Source organism: Jannaschia seosinensis, assembly GCF_001408515.1.
Classification (GTDB): Bacteria; Pseudomonadota; Alphaproteobacteria; order Rhodobacterales; family Rhodobacteraceae; genus Jannaschia; species Jannaschia seosinensis.
In genome coordinates this window covers 27,707-43,280 of sequence record NZ_CYPR01000253.1, presented here as the reverse complement: position 1 = coordinate 43,280, position 15,574 = coordinate 27,707, and the positions used below count along the sequence as shown (strand labels likewise).

At 67.6% G+C, this 15,574-nt stretch carries 13 protein-coding genes; 9 read left to right on the top strand and 4 right to left on the bottom strand.

The features are described from left to right. Nucleotides 1–13 precede the first annotated feature (13 nt). Nucleotides 14–640, bottom strand: a complete 627-nt coding sequence (locus JSE7799_RS19240) for a GntR family transcriptional regulator (protein WP_055665055.1) — start codon at nt 638–640, stop codon at nt 14–16. 225 nt (nt 641–865) lie between these two features. Here JSE7799_RS19240 and JSE7799_RS19235 point away from each other — a divergent pair, with 225 nt between their 5' ends. Both JSE7799_RS19235 and JSE7799_RS19230 read left to right on the top strand, forming a co-directional pair. Next, nucleotides 866–1,513 carry a pyrimidine 5'-nucleotidase gene (locus tag JSE7799_RS19235; protein WP_055665054.1) on the top strand — a complete coding sequence of 216 codons (648 nt, stop codon included), beginning with the start codon at nt 866–868 and terminating at the stop codon, nt 1,511–1,513. 25 nt (nt 1,514–1,538) lie between these two features. Further along, nucleotides 1,539–2,759, top strand: coding sequence for an FAD-dependent monooxygenase (locus tag JSE7799_RS19230; protein WP_055665053.1), 1,221 nt, complete (start codon nt 1,539–1,541; stop codon nt 2,757–2,759). On the opposite strand, the gene JSE7799_RS19225 is transcribed toward JSE7799_RS19230, so the two are convergent. Both JSE7799_RS19225 and JSE7799_RS19220 read right to left on the bottom strand, forming a co-directional pair. Beyond that, nucleotides 2,728–3,186 (bottom strand): Lrp/AsnC family transcriptional regulator, encoded by a 459-nt coding sequence (locus JSE7799_RS19225; RefSeq protein WP_055665052.1) that lies wholly within the window; start codon nt 3,184–3,186, stop codon nt 2,728–2,730. The genes JSE7799_RS19230 and JSE7799_RS19225 overlap by 32 nt on opposite strands. A gap of 10 nt (nt 3,187–3,196) precedes the next feature. Continuing rightward, entirely contained in the window at nt 3,197–3,652 is a 456-nt protein-coding gene (locus JSE7799_RS19220; RefSeq protein ID WP_055665051.1) for an Lrp/AsnC family transcriptional regulator, read from the bottom strand. Nucleotides 3,653–3,790: 138 nt separating this feature from the next. Here JSE7799_RS19220 and ilvC point away from each other — a divergent pair, with 138 nt between their 5' ends. From ilvC to JSE7799_RS19205, 3 genes are all read left to right on the top strand, one after another. Then, complete coding sequence (gene ilvC / locus JSE7799_RS19215; RefSeq protein WP_055665050.1) at nt 3,791–4,813, top strand: ketol-acid reductoisomerase; 1,023 nt, start codon at nt 3,791–3,793, stop codon at nt 4,811–4,813. Nucleotides 4,814–4,924: 111 nt separating this feature from the next. Further along, nucleotides 4,925–5,839 carry a DMT family transporter gene (locus JSE7799_RS19210; RefSeq protein WP_055665049.1) on the top strand — a complete coding sequence of 305 codons (915 nt, stop codon included), beginning with the start codon at nt 4,925–4,927 and terminating at the stop codon, nt 5,837–5,839. 48 nt (nt 5,840–5,887) lie between these two features. Continuing rightward, nucleotides 5,888–7,336, top strand: coding sequence for a TrkH family potassium uptake protein (locus JSE7799_RS19205; RefSeq protein WP_055665079.1), 1,449 nt, complete (start codon nt 5,888–5,890; stop codon nt 7,334–7,336). Between the two features lie 3 nt (nt 7,337–7,339). Here the strand turns inward: JSE7799_RS19205 and JSE7799_RS19200 are convergent, their stop codons facing one another. Further along, on the bottom strand, nt 7,340–9,034 hold the full coding sequence (locus JSE7799_RS19200; protein ID WP_245624941.1) for a serine protease: 1,695 nt from the start codon (nt 9,032–9,034) through the stop codon (nt 7,340–7,342). A 155-nt stretch (nt 9,035–9,189) separates the two neighbouring features. Between JSE7799_RS19200 and JSE7799_RS19195 the strand changes: the two genes are divergently transcribed. The 4 genes from JSE7799_RS19195 (at nt 9,190) to JSE7799_RS19180 (ending at nt 15,485) form a co-directional block, all read left to right on the top strand. Next, nucleotides 9,190–10,140: a glycine--tRNA ligase subunit alpha gene (locus JSE7799_RS19195; RefSeq protein ID WP_055665047.1), complete on the top strand. Its 951-nt coding sequence runs from the start codon at nt 9,190–9,192 to the stop codon at nt 10,138–10,140. Beyond that, nucleotides 10,137–10,700 (top strand): DUF6446 family protein, encoded by a 564-nt coding sequence (locus tag JSE7799_RS19190; protein WP_055665046.1) that lies wholly within the window; start codon nt 10,137–10,139, stop codon nt 10,698–10,700. Before JSE7799_RS19195 ends, JSE7799_RS19190 begins: the two co-directional genes overlap by 4 nt. Beyond that, nucleotides 10,701–12,788, top strand: coding sequence for a glycine--tRNA ligase subunit beta (glyS, locus tag JSE7799_RS19185; RefSeq protein ID WP_055665045.1), 2,088 nt, complete (start codon nt 10,701–10,703; stop codon nt 12,786–12,788). Nucleotides 12,789–12,941: 153 nt separating this feature from the next. After that, entirely contained in the window at nt 12,942–15,485 is a 2,544-nt protein-coding gene (locus tag JSE7799_RS19180; protein WP_055665044.1) for a putative PEP-binding protein, read from the top strand. The last annotated feature ends 89 nt before the right edge of the window (nt 15,486–15,574 follow it).

The window sequence follows — 15,574 nt, the reverse complement described above, 5'->3', positions numbered from 1 at the left end:
ACGGGGCGGAGGATCAGAGGCTTCGCGCCTCCTCACGCAGGCGGGTCTCGAAGGCGAGGCTCAGATGAGCGCGCAGGGCATCAGCCGCCGCTTCGCCGTCGCGCCGCGCGATTGCCTCCACGATCTCGCGATGCTCCTCGAGAGCTGCCGCGCCGCGCCCTGCCACGGCAAGCGAGGTCGTCGCCATGAGAGCCATGGATCGCCGCACCATTCCGAGTTGCTGCACGAGATAGCGGTTGTGCGATGCGAGGTGGATCTGGCCGTGGAAGCGCCGGTTCGCGCGGGCGAGTGCGGTGGCATCGCTCAGAAGGGCATGATCCTCCTCGACCATCTGCCGCAGGACCGAAATCTCCTCACGCGCGGCATGCCGGGCGGCGAGCCTTGCCGCGAGAGCCTCGAGTTCCGTGCGGACGGCATAGAGTTCGGCCATCTGGTCGTGATCCAGCGCCGCCACCATCAGGGAGCGGCCATCGCGCGTCAGGACGCCCTGCGTCTCAAGCCGCTGCAACGCCTCGCGAACCGGTGTGCGCGAGACGCCGAAGCGGTCGGCCAGTTCGCTTTCCACCAGCCGGTCACCGGGCCGGAAGGCCCCCATGTCGATCGCGTCGAGGATCAGCGCATGTGCGTCCTTCTGGGCCATCGATCCTCCTTTAGCGGCGACATTGCACGGTAGCGAGCCCGGTTGCTGCATTCAACACGCGGCCAAGCAGGCGCAGTCGGGAACGGCGCAGGCAAGAATGTGCGGCCGTCCTCATTTCGTCGCGGCCGATCCGTCGCCATGAGGGGCTGCGGGGCCCAATGCCACGGCTTGACGCCCTGCCCCCGCATCGCGACACAGGCGACGCTTCGACTGGACGGAACCGCCATGCCCTTCGCGCGCATCGAAACCTGGGTCTTCGATCTGGACGAGACGCTTTACCCGCCAACGACGCCCCTGTTTCCGCAGATCGAGGCGCGGATGGTCAAATGGATCGTGCGCAAGCTCGATGTGTCGGTCGAGGAGGCCGATCGGTTGCGCGCGCGGTGGTGGCACGATCACGGGACGACCCTTGCGGGGCTGATGCGCGAACACGGCGAGGATCCGGGACCGTTCCTCGCGGATGTACACGACGTCGATTTCTCCGTTCTTGCGCCGGATCCGGGCCTTGCCGCCGCGATTTCCGCGCTGCCGGGCCGCAAGGTCATCTATACGAACGGCACGGCCCCTTATGCGCGTGCGGTGCTCGCGGCGCGCGGTTTGGAAGGGCTTTGGGACGAAATCCATGGCATCGAACATGCCGGTCACATCCCGAAGCCGGAGCGGGCGGCATATGAACGGGTTTTCGCGACCGACGGGCTGCGGCCGGAGCGGACGGCGATGTTCGAGGACACGCCACGTAACCTGTTGGTCCCGCATGACATGGGGCTCGCCACGATTCATGTCGCGCCACGACGGGCGCCGGGGGCGCATGTTCACCACCACGCGCCGGACCTCACCGAATTCCTGTGCGGCATCGGGACGGCTGGATCGTGATGCGCCTTCGGCCTAGGTCTGGGGCATGACCGACGCCATAAAGACCGACATCGTGATCGCGGGCGCGGGCCCCGCGGGGCTCGCCGCCGCCTGCGCTTTTGGTTCGGCCGGGCACCGCGTCATCCTCGTGGATCCGGTGACGCCGGTGACGGGCGAGAACGCGCCGGGGGCGGATCTCCGGACGACGGCCCTGCTGCAACCGGCGCGGGACCTTCTGGTCCAGGCGGAGGCGTGGGGGGCGATCGAGGCGGATGCGACGGCCTTGTGGACGATGCGGATGGTGGAAGCCTCCGGGACAAGCCACCTGACGCGGGATTTCAAGGCGCGCGACGTCTCGGACGCACCGTTCGGGTGGAACGTCGCGAACTGGGCGTTGCGCCGCGCACTGCTGGAGCGGGTCGCGGCCTTGCCCGAGGTCGAGACGAAGTTCGGCGCGTCGGTCGCCAGCCTGTTCGTGCGCGACTCAGGCGCGCGGGTGACGCTGGACGATGGCGAGCGGCTCGCGGCGAAGCTTGTCGTGGCCTGCGACGGGCGGAACAGCCCCCTGCGCGAAATGGCCGGGATCGGGGTGCATCGGGCGGATTACGGGCAGACGGCGATCGTGTTCGCGGTGGCGCATGAGATGCCGCACGACGATGTCTCGACCGAAATCCACCGCACGGGCGGGCCGTTCACGCTGGTCCCCCTGCCCGACCGGGACGGACAGCATCGATCCTCGGTGGTGTGGATGGATACGGCTGCGGAGCAGACGCGGCGCATGGCGCTCGACGATGCGGCCTTTGCGGAGGAGGCCAACGAGAGATCCGCGGGCGTGATGGGGCCATTGGACGTGGTGTCGCCGCGCGGGGCCTGGCCCATCACGTCGGTTCTGGCGGAGCGCTTCACGGCGCGCAGGCTCGCATTGATCGGAGAGGCGGCGCATGGGATGCCGCCGATCGGGGCGCAGGGCCTGAACACGTCGCTCAAGGATGTCGCGGCGTTGCGCGATCTGGCGGCGCGGTATCCGTTGGGCAGCGACGAGATGCTGGATGGTTATGCGCGGGCCCGGCGTGGCGACGTGACGATGCGGGTGGCGGGGATTGACCTGCTCAACCGGACGTCGATTGCCGGGATCGTCCCGATTCAGGCGCTGCGGGCGGCGGGCATCGCGGCGTTGCACGACATTCCGCCGCTGCGACGTGCGGCGATGCGGCTGGGCCTCGGCGCCGCGCCGGTCAAAGCGGGCCCGGACGACGCTCCTCGCTGAGCAGGACGTTCGACTCGATCTCGCCCACGCCCGGCAGGGCCATGATCCGCCGACGCAGCACACGTTCGAAATCGGCGAGATCGCGCGCGGTCACGCGCAGGCGGTAATCGTAGCGGCCCAGCACATGCTCCACGCGGCGCACCTCCGGGATGGCGGAGACGGCGCGCTCGAAATCGTCGAGGCTGACGCGGCCCTTCGTGGCGAGCTTGACGCCGAGAAAGACGGTAACGCCGAAGCCCAGTTTCTCCAGGTCGAACACCAGTTCGCGCCCGCGCAGGACGCCCGCCTCCCGCAACCGGCGCAGGCGGCGCCAGGTCGCGGGCTGACTGAGGCCCACGGCGCGTCCGACGGCACCGGCCGACAGGGTGGCGTTGGTCTGGACCACCCGCAGGATGGCGCGGTCGGTGTCGTCGAAGGCAACGCTCATCCTGCGCTCCTCATATTGGCAACGTCGCGTCGGTCTTGACCGTGGCGACGTGCATCAGCGCCTCGATCTCGGCGATATGCGGCAAGGTCAGGATCCGGTCGCGGTAGAGCGCCTGCCAATGCGCCATGTCGCGCGCGATCACGTCGAGGCGGAGGTCGACGCGGCCGAGGAAGGTCTGGATCTCGGTCACTTCCGGGATCTCGCGCGCGGCGGCCGCGAAGGCGTCGAAGGCGCGCGGCGCGGATTTGTCGAGCTGGATGCGCAAGGAGACCTGCACCGCATAGCCCAGCGCGGCCCAGTCGATCACCGCGTGGACGCCGCGCAGGATGCCAGCCTCGCGCAGACGCTCGATCCGGCGGGTGACGGTCGCGGCGGGAAGATCGAGCGCGGCGGCGAGATCGGAAGGCGCGAGGTCGGGATCGCCCTGCCAGCGGCGCAGGATCCGGCGGTCGGTGTCGTAGAGCATGATTTTTTCACCTTTGGCCAGATTGGCGAATGTCTATGCCGCACCAGCGAGGAGTTCGAGCGCGATCGCTTCTCGTATTCCCGTTTTGTGACCCGTATGCACTTCGCAGAACGAATGAGGGAACGAGAGGAACATCCCATGCGCGTCTATTACGACCGTGACTGCGACGTGAACCTGATCAAGGACATGAAGGTCGCGATCCTGGGCTATGGCAGTCAGGGCCACGCCCATGCGCTGAACCTGCGGGACTCGGGGGCCAAGAACGTTGCCGTCGCCCTGCGCGAGGGGTCGCCCAGCCGCGCCAAGGCCGAAGCCGAGGGATTGCAGGTCATGGGGATCGAGGAGGCCGCAGCCTGGTGCGACCTCATCATGTTCACCATGCCCGACGAATTGCAGGCCAAGACCTACCGCGACCACATTCACGCCCACCTGAAGGACGGTGCCGCCATCGCCTTCGCCCACGGCCTGAACGTGCATTTCGGTCTGATCGAGCCGAAGCCCGGCGTCGACGTCATCATGATGGCGCCCAAGGGCCCCGGCCATACCGTGCGCGGCGAGTATCGGAAAGGCGGCGGCGTGCCCTGCCTCGTGGCCGTCGACAACGATGCCTCGGGCCGTGCGCTGGAGATCGGACTGTCCTACTGCTCGGCCATCGGTGGCGGGCGCTCGGGCATCATCGAGACCAATTTCCGCGAGGAATGCGAGACCGACCTGTTCGGCGAGCAGGCGGTCCTGTGCGGCGGTCTGGTCGAGTTGATCCGGATGGGATTCGAGACGCTGGTCGAGGCGGGCTATGCCCCCGAGATGGCGTATTTCGAGTGCCTGCACGAGGTGAAGCTCATCGTGGACCTGATCTACGAGGGCGGTATCGCCAACATGAACTACTCGATTTCGAACACCGCCGAATACGGCGAATATGTCAGCGGCCCGCGCGTCCTGCCCTATGACGAGACCAAGGCGCGGATGAAGGCGATCCTGACGGACATCCAGACCGGCAAGTTCGTGCGGGACTTCATGACCGAGAACGCCGTGGGCCAGCCCTTCTTCAAGGGGACCCGCCGGATCAACGATGCGCACCAGATCGAGGAGACGGGCGAGAAGCTGCGCGACATGATGCCGTGGATCTCCGAGGGCAAGATGGTCGACAAGGCGCGGAACTGAGCCAGTCGGCGACACCGTCTCCGGACCCGGTCCGGTATCTGCGACACGGGGGCGCGGCCGCGAATGGCCGCGCCCTTTCCGTTCCCGTGGCCGCACGCTAGCTGCGCCCGTATGGCCACGACCTTCCAGCCCCCCGTTTCCCGTCCCACCTCGGGAAACTACGCCTCGATCGTCGCGCTCGGCCTGATCTGGGGCGGAACGTTCATGGTGGTGGCGATCGCGCTGCGCGGCTACGGGCCGGTGACGGTGGCGGCGGCGCGGACGGCGCTGGGGGCGGTGGCGCTTCTGGTGCTGGTCGCGGCGATGCGGCGGCCGCTCCCGGCGATGAGCGCGGCGCTGGCCGGCTATGTCCTCGTGATCGGGCTCCTGACGACGGCCATGCCGTTTCTGCTGTTGTCGTGGGGACAGCAATATGTGCCCTCGGCCTTTGCCGGGCTCAGCATGGCGGTGCTGCCGCTCTTCGTGCTGCCGCTGGCGCATGTGTTCGTGCCGGGCGACCGGCTGACCTGGCGGCGGGCCGGCGGGTTCGCGCTGGGCCTTGCGGGGGCGATGGTCCTGATCGGGCCGGGGATCGGAGCGGCCGGCTCGGGCGACCTCGTGGCGCTCGGGCGGCTTGCCTGTCTCGGGGCGACGGTGTGCTACGCCCTCGGCTCGATCCTGACGCGGCTCTGCCCGCCCATCGACGGGATGTGGCTGTCGGCGGCGACGCTCGGGGTGGGCTCCGTCGTGCTCGTGCCCGCCATGCTGGCATTCGAGGGGGTGCCGGGAGCGGCTGCGCCGGGGGTGATGGGCGCGATCGTGTTTCTCGGCCTTCTTCCGACGGCCTTCGCGGCGCTCCTGCGGGTGCAGGTGATCCGCTCGGCCGGGCCGTCCTTCATGACGCTGGTGAATTATCAGGTGCCGGTCTGGTCCATGGCCTTCGGCGCGCTGGTTCTGGGCGAGGCGCTGCCGGGACGCTTCTATGCGGCGCTCGCGCTGATCGCCTGCGGCCTTCTGGTGTCGCAGTCGGAGCGCCGCGGGGCCTGAGGCGCGCAGGTGCTTGACGCCGCCTGCGCCACGGCCGAAACCGGCGCGATGCTGGACGTGCGCCCCGTCGGATACGTGATCGGCCTGTTGCTGATCGTGCTCGGCGTGGCCATGGCCCTGCCGCTGGCGGCGGATATCATCGCGGGGAACGGCGAATGGCCGACTTTCCTCGAGACCGGGCTGCTGACGGGGCTGGTCGGCATGTGCCTCGCGCTCGCCTGCTCCAACGGGGTGCGCGACCGGCTGAGCCTGCAGCAGACGTTCCTTCTGACCACCAGCGTCTGGCTGGCCTTGCCGATTTTCGGGGCCCTGCCCTTCGTGCTCGGCACCACGCAGTTGAGCTATACCGACGCCTTCTTCGAGGCGATGTCGGGTCTGACGACGACCGGCTCCACCGTCATCTCGGGGCTTGATTTCCTGCCCGAGGGGATCCTGCTGTGGCGCGGGATGCTGCAATGGTTCGGCGGGATCGGGGTCATCGTCATGGCGATGGTCTTCCTGCCCGAACTGCGCGTGGGCGGCATGCAGATGTTCCGGTCCGAGGCGTTCGACGTGGGTGGCAAGGTCCTGCCCCGGGCGGCGGAGATCGCGTCGAAGATCTCGATCATCTATGTCGGCCTGACCTTCGCCTGCGGATTGGCCTACAGCGCGGCCGGAATGGAAGCATTCGACGCGACCGTTCACGCGATGACCACGATGTCCACCGGCGGTTTCGCGAATTACGACGCGAGCTTCGGGGTCTATCAGGGGGTGATCGAATATATCGCGACGTGCTTCATGTGCCTCGCCGCCCTGCCCTTCGTGCTCTACATCCGGCTGGTCAACGGCGAGGCCCGGCCGCTGTTCACCGACAGCCAGGTGCGGGCCTTCTTCGGCATCGCCGCGACGCTGGTGGCGACGGTGGCGGTGACGCTGATGATCGTCGACGATTTCGCGCCGGAACCCGCAATTCGGGAAGCGCTGTTCAACATCGCGTCGATCCTGACCGGGACGGGGTATGCCAGCGTCGACTACATGGCTTGGGGCGGCTTCATCGTCGCCATCTTCTTTTTCACCGGGCTGATCGGAGGCTGCTCAGGCTCGACGTCGTGTTCGGTCAAGGTCTTCCGGTACCAGCTTCTGTTCACGGCGATGAAGGCGCAGATACGCCGTATCCATTCGCCGCACGGTGTGTTCCGGCCCCGCTATCAGGGACGGGTCGTGACGGACGACGTGATGTCGTCGGTGATGGCGTTCTTCGTTCTGTTCGTGGTGACGCTGGGTATCTTTTCGGTGCTTCTGGCGATGACCGGGCTGGACCTCGTCACCGCCGTCTCGGGCGCGGCGACGGCGATCGCCAATATCGGGCCGGGTCTCGGCGACCGGATCGGGCCGTCGGGCAACTTCGCGGGGCTCAACGCCACGGCCAAGTGGCTTCTGGCGGCGGCGATGCTGATCGGGCGGCTGGAGCTGATGGCGGTCTATGTCCTGTTCACCCGGCGGTTCTGGCAGATCTGACGGCTAGTTCCAGCAGCCTATCAGAACCGTGATCGCCGCCGCCTGCGCCGCCAGCTCTTCAGGGCTGAGCGCGGCATCGCCTGCGGCAGCCGTCTCCTCCACGCCCGCGGTCGCGAGAACGGCGCGCAAATCCTCCGGTTTGGCGGCAAAGGCGACGTCGTCGGGCAGGATGCGGTCATCCCCGTTCTGCGCAGGCAGCAGCATTCCGACCACGCGCCCCGCATCGTCGAGGACGGGCCCGCCGACATCGCCCGGCTGCGCGGAAAGCTGCAGACGGAGCACGTCCTCGTCGCGAAGTCCGCGCACATCCGCCAGCGTCCCAAAGGTCAACGCCGCATCGCTCAGAAGGCCACCGTAGGGGAAGCCGCCGACGGCGAGGCGGCTGCGCAGGCGCGGCACGGCGGGGGCCAGCGCGGCGACCTGCGACGGAGCCAGCGCCGCGCCCGGCCGCAAGATTGCGATGCCGTCCGCCTCGGCCGTAACGCTTGCATCGTGACGGCCGTCGATGGTGATCCGCCCGCAGCCGGCGACATTCGCCGACGCCGTCACCACCGCACCCGCGGCATCGGCGTAGAAGCCCGACCCGGAGCGTTGTGGTTTGCGAACCTCCAGCCCGGAAACCATGTCGACGCTCTGTTCGGCAGGATCGAGCCCGGCATCCGACGGCAGCGGCGCACCGACCGAGGCCAAGGTACGCTCCATCTCTGCCAGAGCGGCGGAGGCGAGCGGGTCCTGCCGCTCCGGCCAGCTGAGGATGTAGCCGACGATATGCCCATCCGTCAGGCGGGCGAAGGCCTGCGTCGTGCGGTCGGGGGCGAGGCCGGTGATGCGGAACGTGTCCCGCTCCCGCGCACGGTCGCCTTCGGGTGGGATCGCTTCGAGCGTCTGCAGCACCTCGTAGAGGCCCGCCAGTTTCCGCGCATCCCCGGCCTGGGAGATCAAAGACAGGCGGATACCGCTGCCGTCTGCCGGCGCGTAGTGGACGAACGGAGCCTCGATCCGGTCGAACGCGACCAGTCCCATCGGCGCCGTCAGCGCGATCCCCGCCTCGCCCACCGTGATCGGCCGCAGGCCCAGCGCCGCCTGCGCCTCCGCCCGGTCGGACAGAAGCTTCGCACGCTGCCGCGTCGTCAGGATACCGCTCGGCGCCGCGCCGATCCGGCGCTGCCACCCGGCCATGGCGTCGCGGGTTCCACTGCCGAAGACGCCGTCGATGGCACCTTCGTAATGGCCGAACCATTGCAGGGCGCGCTGGATGTCCATCCGGTCCGCACGCGTCAGCGACCGTTCCGAACGCAGCGCCTCCTCCCGGGTTTCCTCCGGCTGGGCGGCCGGATCGTCGGTGGCCGTCTCTCCCTCCGATCGCGCGCCGGTGGGCCAGAACCGCTCGCGGTAGGTGTCGCCTTCGGTCAGGTAGCTGTCGCCCGGGATCAGGCCCTCGGCGGTCAGCCGTTGCAGCTCCGCCCGCGCCTGCTCCACCTCGTAGGGGCCGAGGGCGATGGCATACCACCCGGCGCCGAGGGTGAAGCCGTTGACCGGATCCACACGGTTGTCATAGCGCTCCGCACGCTCTTCTGCGGTGGCGCGGTCCGGATGCGCCTCGATCTGGACGTAGACGTTCTGTTGCGCGCGCCCCGGCCCCGCCAGCGCGACGATCAGCATCAGGAGGCATACCGGCAGAAACAGGGACAGACGCATGATGAAACCCGGGAAGATTCGAAGGACCGAGCCCTCCTTTCCCATACCACGGGTCAAGGAAAGAGCCCCGATCGGGCAAAGCCGCCGCGGCGGGCGCGTTGACGGCCTATCTGTTGCCGCATAGACGCGGTGCCGACCGCGCGAGGGAGACCCGGATGAACAGACAGGATAATCCGCGTGCGGATGCGCCGCGCAGCTTTCAGGAGGTCATCCTGCGGCTTCAGGCGTATTGGGCCGCGCAAGGCTGCGCGATGCTGCAACCGTACGACATGGAGGTCGGCGCCGGCACGTTCCATCCGGCCACGACGTTGCGCGCGCTGGGCCCCGTTCCGTGGTCGGCCGCCTATGTCCAGCCGTCCCGCCGGCCCACCGATGGCCGCTATGGCGACAGCCCGAACCGTTGGCAGCATTACTACCAGTATCAGGTGATCATCAAACCGTCGCCGCCCGACCTTCAGGAGCTGTATCTCGGCTCGCTCGCGGCGATCGGCATCGACATGGACCTTCACGACATCCGCTTCGTCGAGGACGATTGGGAGAGCCCGACGCTCGGCGCGTGGGGTCTGGGCTGGGAGGTCTGGTGCGACGGGATGGAGGTCAGCCAGTTCACCTATTTCCAGCAGGTCGGCGGCCACGATTGTCATCCCGTCTCGGGAGAGCTGACCTATGGGCTGGAGCGGCTGGCGATGTATGTCCTTGGTTGCGACGACGGCAACGAGATGCCGTTCAACGCGCCTGATGCGCCGATCCCGCTGACCTATGGCGACGTGTTCCGGGAGGCGGAGGCGCAATATGCCCGCTGGAACTTCGATGTGGCCGACACGGAGGTCCTGAGCCGCCATTTCCAGGAGGCGGAGGCGCATTGCCACGCCATTCTGTCACAGCCCGAGATCGACCCCAAGACCGGCCGCCGTATCGTCATGGCCCAGCCGGCCTACGATCAGTGCATCAAGGCCAGCCACATCTTCAACCTTCTCGACGCTCGCGGGGTGATTTCCGTCACCGAGCGGCAAGCCTATATCGGCCGGGTTCGGACGCTCGCGAAGGCCTGCGCCGATGCGTTCGTGCGCACGCCGCCCGGCGGCTGGTCGGAGGGGGCCGCGTGACGAAGGGGCGCAACAGGGGCGGCCGGATCGCCGTGATCCTGATCCTCGTCACCGCGATCCTGATGGGCGGCGGCCTGTGGTATGCACAAACGCGCGGCTATTACGCGCCGGTCGACGGGCCTGTGACCCTGACGCTGGCCGCGCCGGACGGATCGCTGACCACCCTGCCCGCCCGCGAGGTCGAGGCGATCGCGTCCAGTTCCTCGCCGCTCGGGTTTCGCGCCTGTTTCCGGCACGAACTGGACGTCGCGGCGCTGGGCACCGAAATTCCGGTCGAGACGCGGCTCGATGCCGCCCCGACCATCGCGCCGGGCTGGTTCGGCTGCTTCGACGCGGATCGTATCGGCGAGCTGCTCGCTTCGGGTGAGGCGCGTGCGTTGACCGCCTATCCGAATGCCGGCTACGGCGTCGACCGAATCGTGGCGCTGACCGCCGACGGGCGCGGCTGGGCGTGGCACCAGCTCAACGATTGTGGCGCGCGCGCCTATGACGGCACGCCCGTGGGTGACACCTGTCCCGACCGCGACACCTATGAACCCCTGATCGAGGGACAAATCTGAATGTCCGACCTGCTGATCGAACTCTTCTCCGAGGAAATCCCCGCGCGTATGCAGCGGCGTGCGGCCGACGATCTGAAGCGGCTCGTCACCGACGGCCTGGTCGAGGCCGGGCTGACCTATTCCGGCGCCATCGCCCACTGCACGCCGCGCCGCCTGACTTTGGCGCTGGAGGGGCTGACCGACGAAAGCCCGACCACCACGGAGGAGCGCCGTGGCCCGCGCGTCGATGCTCCGCAGAAAGCGGTCGAAGGCTTCCTGCGCTCGACGGGGCTGACGCTGGAACAGCTAGGGCAGGTCGAGGAGAAGAAGGGGACGTTCCTGTTGGCGCGGATCACCCATCCGGGCCGTCCGGCGCCGCAGATCGTGGCCGAGGTTCTGGAGCGGACGATCCGCGAATTCCCTTGGCCCAAATCGATGCGCTGGGGGGATGGGTCTCTGCGCTGGGTCCGTCCGCTGCGCAGCATCCTGTGCATCCTCGTGCGTGAGGATGGGGCCGAGATCGTGCCGCTGACGGTCGATGGTATCGCGGCCTGCGACACCACCGAAGGCCACCGATTCATGTCGCCCGGCCGGATCCGCGTGACGTCCTTCGACGATTACGAGGCGAAGCTGAAACGCGCAAAAGTTATTCTGGCGTCCGAGGAGCGTGCCGAGGCGATCCGGCAGGACGCGGCCAATCAGGGATTTGCAGCGGGCCTCGAGATCGTGCCGGATGAGGGGCTTCTTGCCGAGGTGGCGGGGCTTGTGGAATGGCCGGTCGTGCTGATGGGGCGGATCGCGGAGGAGTATCTCGACCTGCCGCCCGAGGTACTGCAGACGTCGATGCGGGAACATCAGAAGTTCTTTTCCGCGCGTGATAAATCCGGCCGCATCACCCATTTCGTGACCGTCGCCAATCGCGAGACCGCCGATCACGGCGCCACGATCCTCGCCGGAAACGGGCGCGTCCTGTCGGCCCGTCTGGCCGACGCGAAGTTCTTCTGGGAGAACGATCTGCGCGTGGCCAAGGCGGGGATGGACCACTGGCTCGACGCGCTGTCGAACGTCACCTTCCACGCGAAGTTGGGCTCACAGCGGGACCGGATCGAGCGGATCGCGGCACTGGCGCGGGACATTGCCCCCGCAGTCGGCGCGGACCCGGATCTGGCGGAACGCGCGGCGCGTCTGGCGAAGGCCGATCTGGCCTCCGAGATGGTCTATGAGTTTCCCGAGCTGCAGGGCGTGATGGGCCGCTACTACGCCGAGGCGGCGGGTGAGCCGGCAGAGGTCGCGGCGGCGGCGTCCGCGCATTACGCGCCGCTGGGTCCGTCCGACGAAGTCCCGACCGCGCCGGTCAGCGTGGCGGTAGCGATGGCGGACAAGCTCGATACGCTGGTGGGCTTCTGGGCGATCGACGAGAAGCCGACGGGGAGCAAAGATCCTTATGCGCTGCGGCGGGCGGCGCTGGGGGTCATTCGGGTGGTTCTGGATAACAAGATCAAAGCGTCGCTCATGAAGCTGATGGAACCTGCCGGTGTCATGCTGACAGGCTTTTTGAACAAAAGCGGCTTCAAGCAGAGCCATGAAGATCTCCTTTCCTTCATCCACGACCGCCTGAAGGTTCACCTTCGCGACGAAGGTATCCGGCACGACGTAATCGATGCCTGCCTGACCGGGGACCGGACCGACGACCTGACCGACCTCGTCGCCCGGGCGCGGGCTCTGAACGACGTGGTGAAGACCGGCGATGGCGAGAACCTGATCCAGGGGTATCGGCGTGCGAAGAACATCCTGACGCAGGCCGAGGAAGCGGATGGGGTGGAATACAGCTACGGTGCCGAGCGCAAGCTGGCCGAAACCGACGAGGAGCGTGCGCTGTTCGATGCCATCGAAACCGCCCGTCCCCGGATCGACGCGGCGCTGGCGAGCGAGGAATATCCCGCCGCGATGTCCGCGCTGGCGGGTCTGCGCACGCCCATCGACGCGTTTTTCGAGGCCGTTCAGGTCAATGCGGAAAACGCGATTCTGCGGCGCAATCGGCTCAACATGCTCTCGGAGATCGTGCGCACATGCGAGAAGCTGGGAGATTTGTCGCAGATCAGTGCATAGGGGACAGGTCGAGGCGGAGAATATCGCGCTTTATGATGCCCGAATACGCGTTTCGTCATTAATGGTTTACCCATGCTCGCGCGCTACGTAACGTGACGGCGTGCTTGTTGCTGCGCCGCAGCAATGGCATGCCGCACGTGCGAGGACATCATCATGCTCGACACACCCGGTTTCGTGGAAGTCACCCCGACGGCTGATATCTCGGTCGATCAGCACGGAAATCGTGCGAAATGCCTGCAGCGGCTCGTGCGGATGGACCTGCCCGTGCCGCAGACGGTCGCCATTCCCTTTGCCACGGTGCGCAAGATCGCCGAAGGCACGATGCCCGATCTCGACACGCTGATCGGGCTTTTCGATGGCACACCGCGACTGCTGTCGGTTCGCTCGTCGTCGCAGACATCCGATTGGGGCGGGCCCGGCGCCGTTCTCAACATCGGCATGAACAGCGATGCGCATGACCGGCTGTCGAACACGTTGGGGCAGTGCGCAGCCGATGAAGCCTACAGCCGGTTCATTTGCGCCTATGCCACCGAGGTCATGCGCCTTGATGAGGAACCGTTCGTCGGCGCCGCCGGTCCCGCCGAATCGCTGGAGATATACGAAGCGGAGTGCGACGCGCCCTTCCCGCAATCCCTGACGGAACAACTTGGCGGCGTTCTGCGATCGATGGCCCGCGCTTGGGAGGGCACATCGGCCCGCCTGTTGCGGCAGGCGCAAGGCGCGCCGGCGGATGCCGGGCTTGGCCTTGTGGTGCAGCGGATGGCGCACGGGATGGGGCCGGGCCAGTCCGGCGTCGGTGTCGTCCAGTTCGTCAGCCCGCTGACCGGAGAGCCGCAGGTTACCGGCCGTTACACCGGTCAGGCCAGAGGCCGCGACATGGTGGGCGACCGCGCCACCGCGCTATACCTGCGGCACGACGCCCGCGGCCCCTCCCTCGAGGATCGGCTGCCGGAGATTTATGCGGAGCTTCTGGAGGCCGGCGCGCTCTGCCGTCGGCGCCTGCGGGAGGAAATGTCGATCGAGTTCACGATCGACCAAGGCCGTCTCTTCGTGCTCGACGCCGTACGCTGCCCGCGCGAGCCCCGCGCCTCTGTCGCAATCGCCACGGCGCTCGCACGGGACGGGATCATCCGGCGCTCCGATGCGCTGCTCCGTATTGCGCCAGGGACGCTGGGCCGCCTGTTGCACCGACAGCTCGACCCCGGATCGGAGCGCCAAGTCCTCTCCCGTGGCGTCGCCGCCTCGCCCGGTGCTGCTGCCGGGCGCATCGTCTTCGACAGCGCCGCCGCGCAGGCCGCCCTATCGCGGGACGAACCCTGCATCCTCGTCCGCCGCGAGACCGCACCCGACGATGTGCGCGGGATGCATGCGGCTGACGGTGTCCTGACGGAGCGGGGCGGTTCCACCAGCCATGCCGCCGTCATCGCGCGCGGGCTCGGCCTGCCTTGCGTGACGGGCGCGACGGGTCTTCGGATCGATGCCGCCAAGCGTCGCCTGACATTGGCCGACGGAACGGTGCTCAAGGAAGGCGACGAGATCACGATCGATGGCTCGTCCGGCGAGGTTCTGGCTGGGGTCGTCCCCACGCAGGAGCCCATGCTCGACGACGCCTTCGCCGATCTGATGAGCTGGTCCGACGCGGTGCGCGACATCGGCGTGCGGGCCAATGCCGACACGGTGGCCGATGCCACGCTCGCCCGGACGTTCGGCGTCGACGGGATCGGCTTGTGCCGGACGGAGCACATGTTTTTCGACGCAAGCCGCCTGACCGTCATGCGGGAGATGATCTTTGCCGAAGGCTCCGAGGATCGGGCGGCGGCGCTGGAGCGCCTGCTGCCGATGCAGCGGGCGGATTTCACGGAATTGTTCAAGCTGATGTCGGGCCTGCCGGTCTGTATCCGCCTCCTCGACCCCCCTCTGCACGAGTTCCTGCCGGCAGAGAGCGAGGGGATCCATGCCTTGGCCGAGGCGCTTGACCGGCCGGTTTCCGAAGTAAAATCCCGGATCGCCTCGATGCAGGAATATAATCCCATGCTGGGCATGCGCGGCGTGCGCCTCGGGATTGCGGTGCCCGAGATCTACGAGATGCAGGCGCGCGCCATTTTCGAGGCGACCGTCGCGGCGCTTCGGACGGGCGCGGAAATCGCTCCGGAAATCATGATCCCGCTCGTTACCGCCCGGCGCGAGGTCGAGTTGGTCCGACGGCGGATCGATGCCGTGGCCGCCGCCGTCCGCCAAGAGACGGGAATGGCGTTCGAGTTCCGCGTCGGCGTGATGGTCGAGACCCCGCGCGCCGCTCTTCGCGCCGGCGAAATTGCCGAGACGGCGGATTTCCTCAGCTTCGGCACCAACGACCTTACGCAAATGACCTACGGCCTGTCGCGCGACGATGCGGGGCGGTTCATGTCGGCCTATGTCAACGAAGGCGTCTATCCCGAGGACCCGTTTACCACGCTCGACGTGGACGGCGTCGGGGAGCTTCTGTTGCTTGGCGCGTCGCGCGGGCGCAAGGCGCGCGAGGGCCTTACGGTTGCGCTGTGTGGCGAACATGGGGGAAGCCCCGAATCGATCGCCTTCTGCCGTCTTGCCGGGTTCGACTATGTGAGTTGTTCACCCTTCCGGGTTCCGGTGGCCAAGCTCGCGGCAGCGCAGGCAACCATCCTCGGCGCACGCGATCCGGCCGGACCGGCGGATTGACGCTGACCTGACCGGCACTCCTTGGCAGGCTTCTGCCGAAACTACCTCAGATTCGACGGATGCGGCCGCGCAACTCGGTAAGCGTGTGG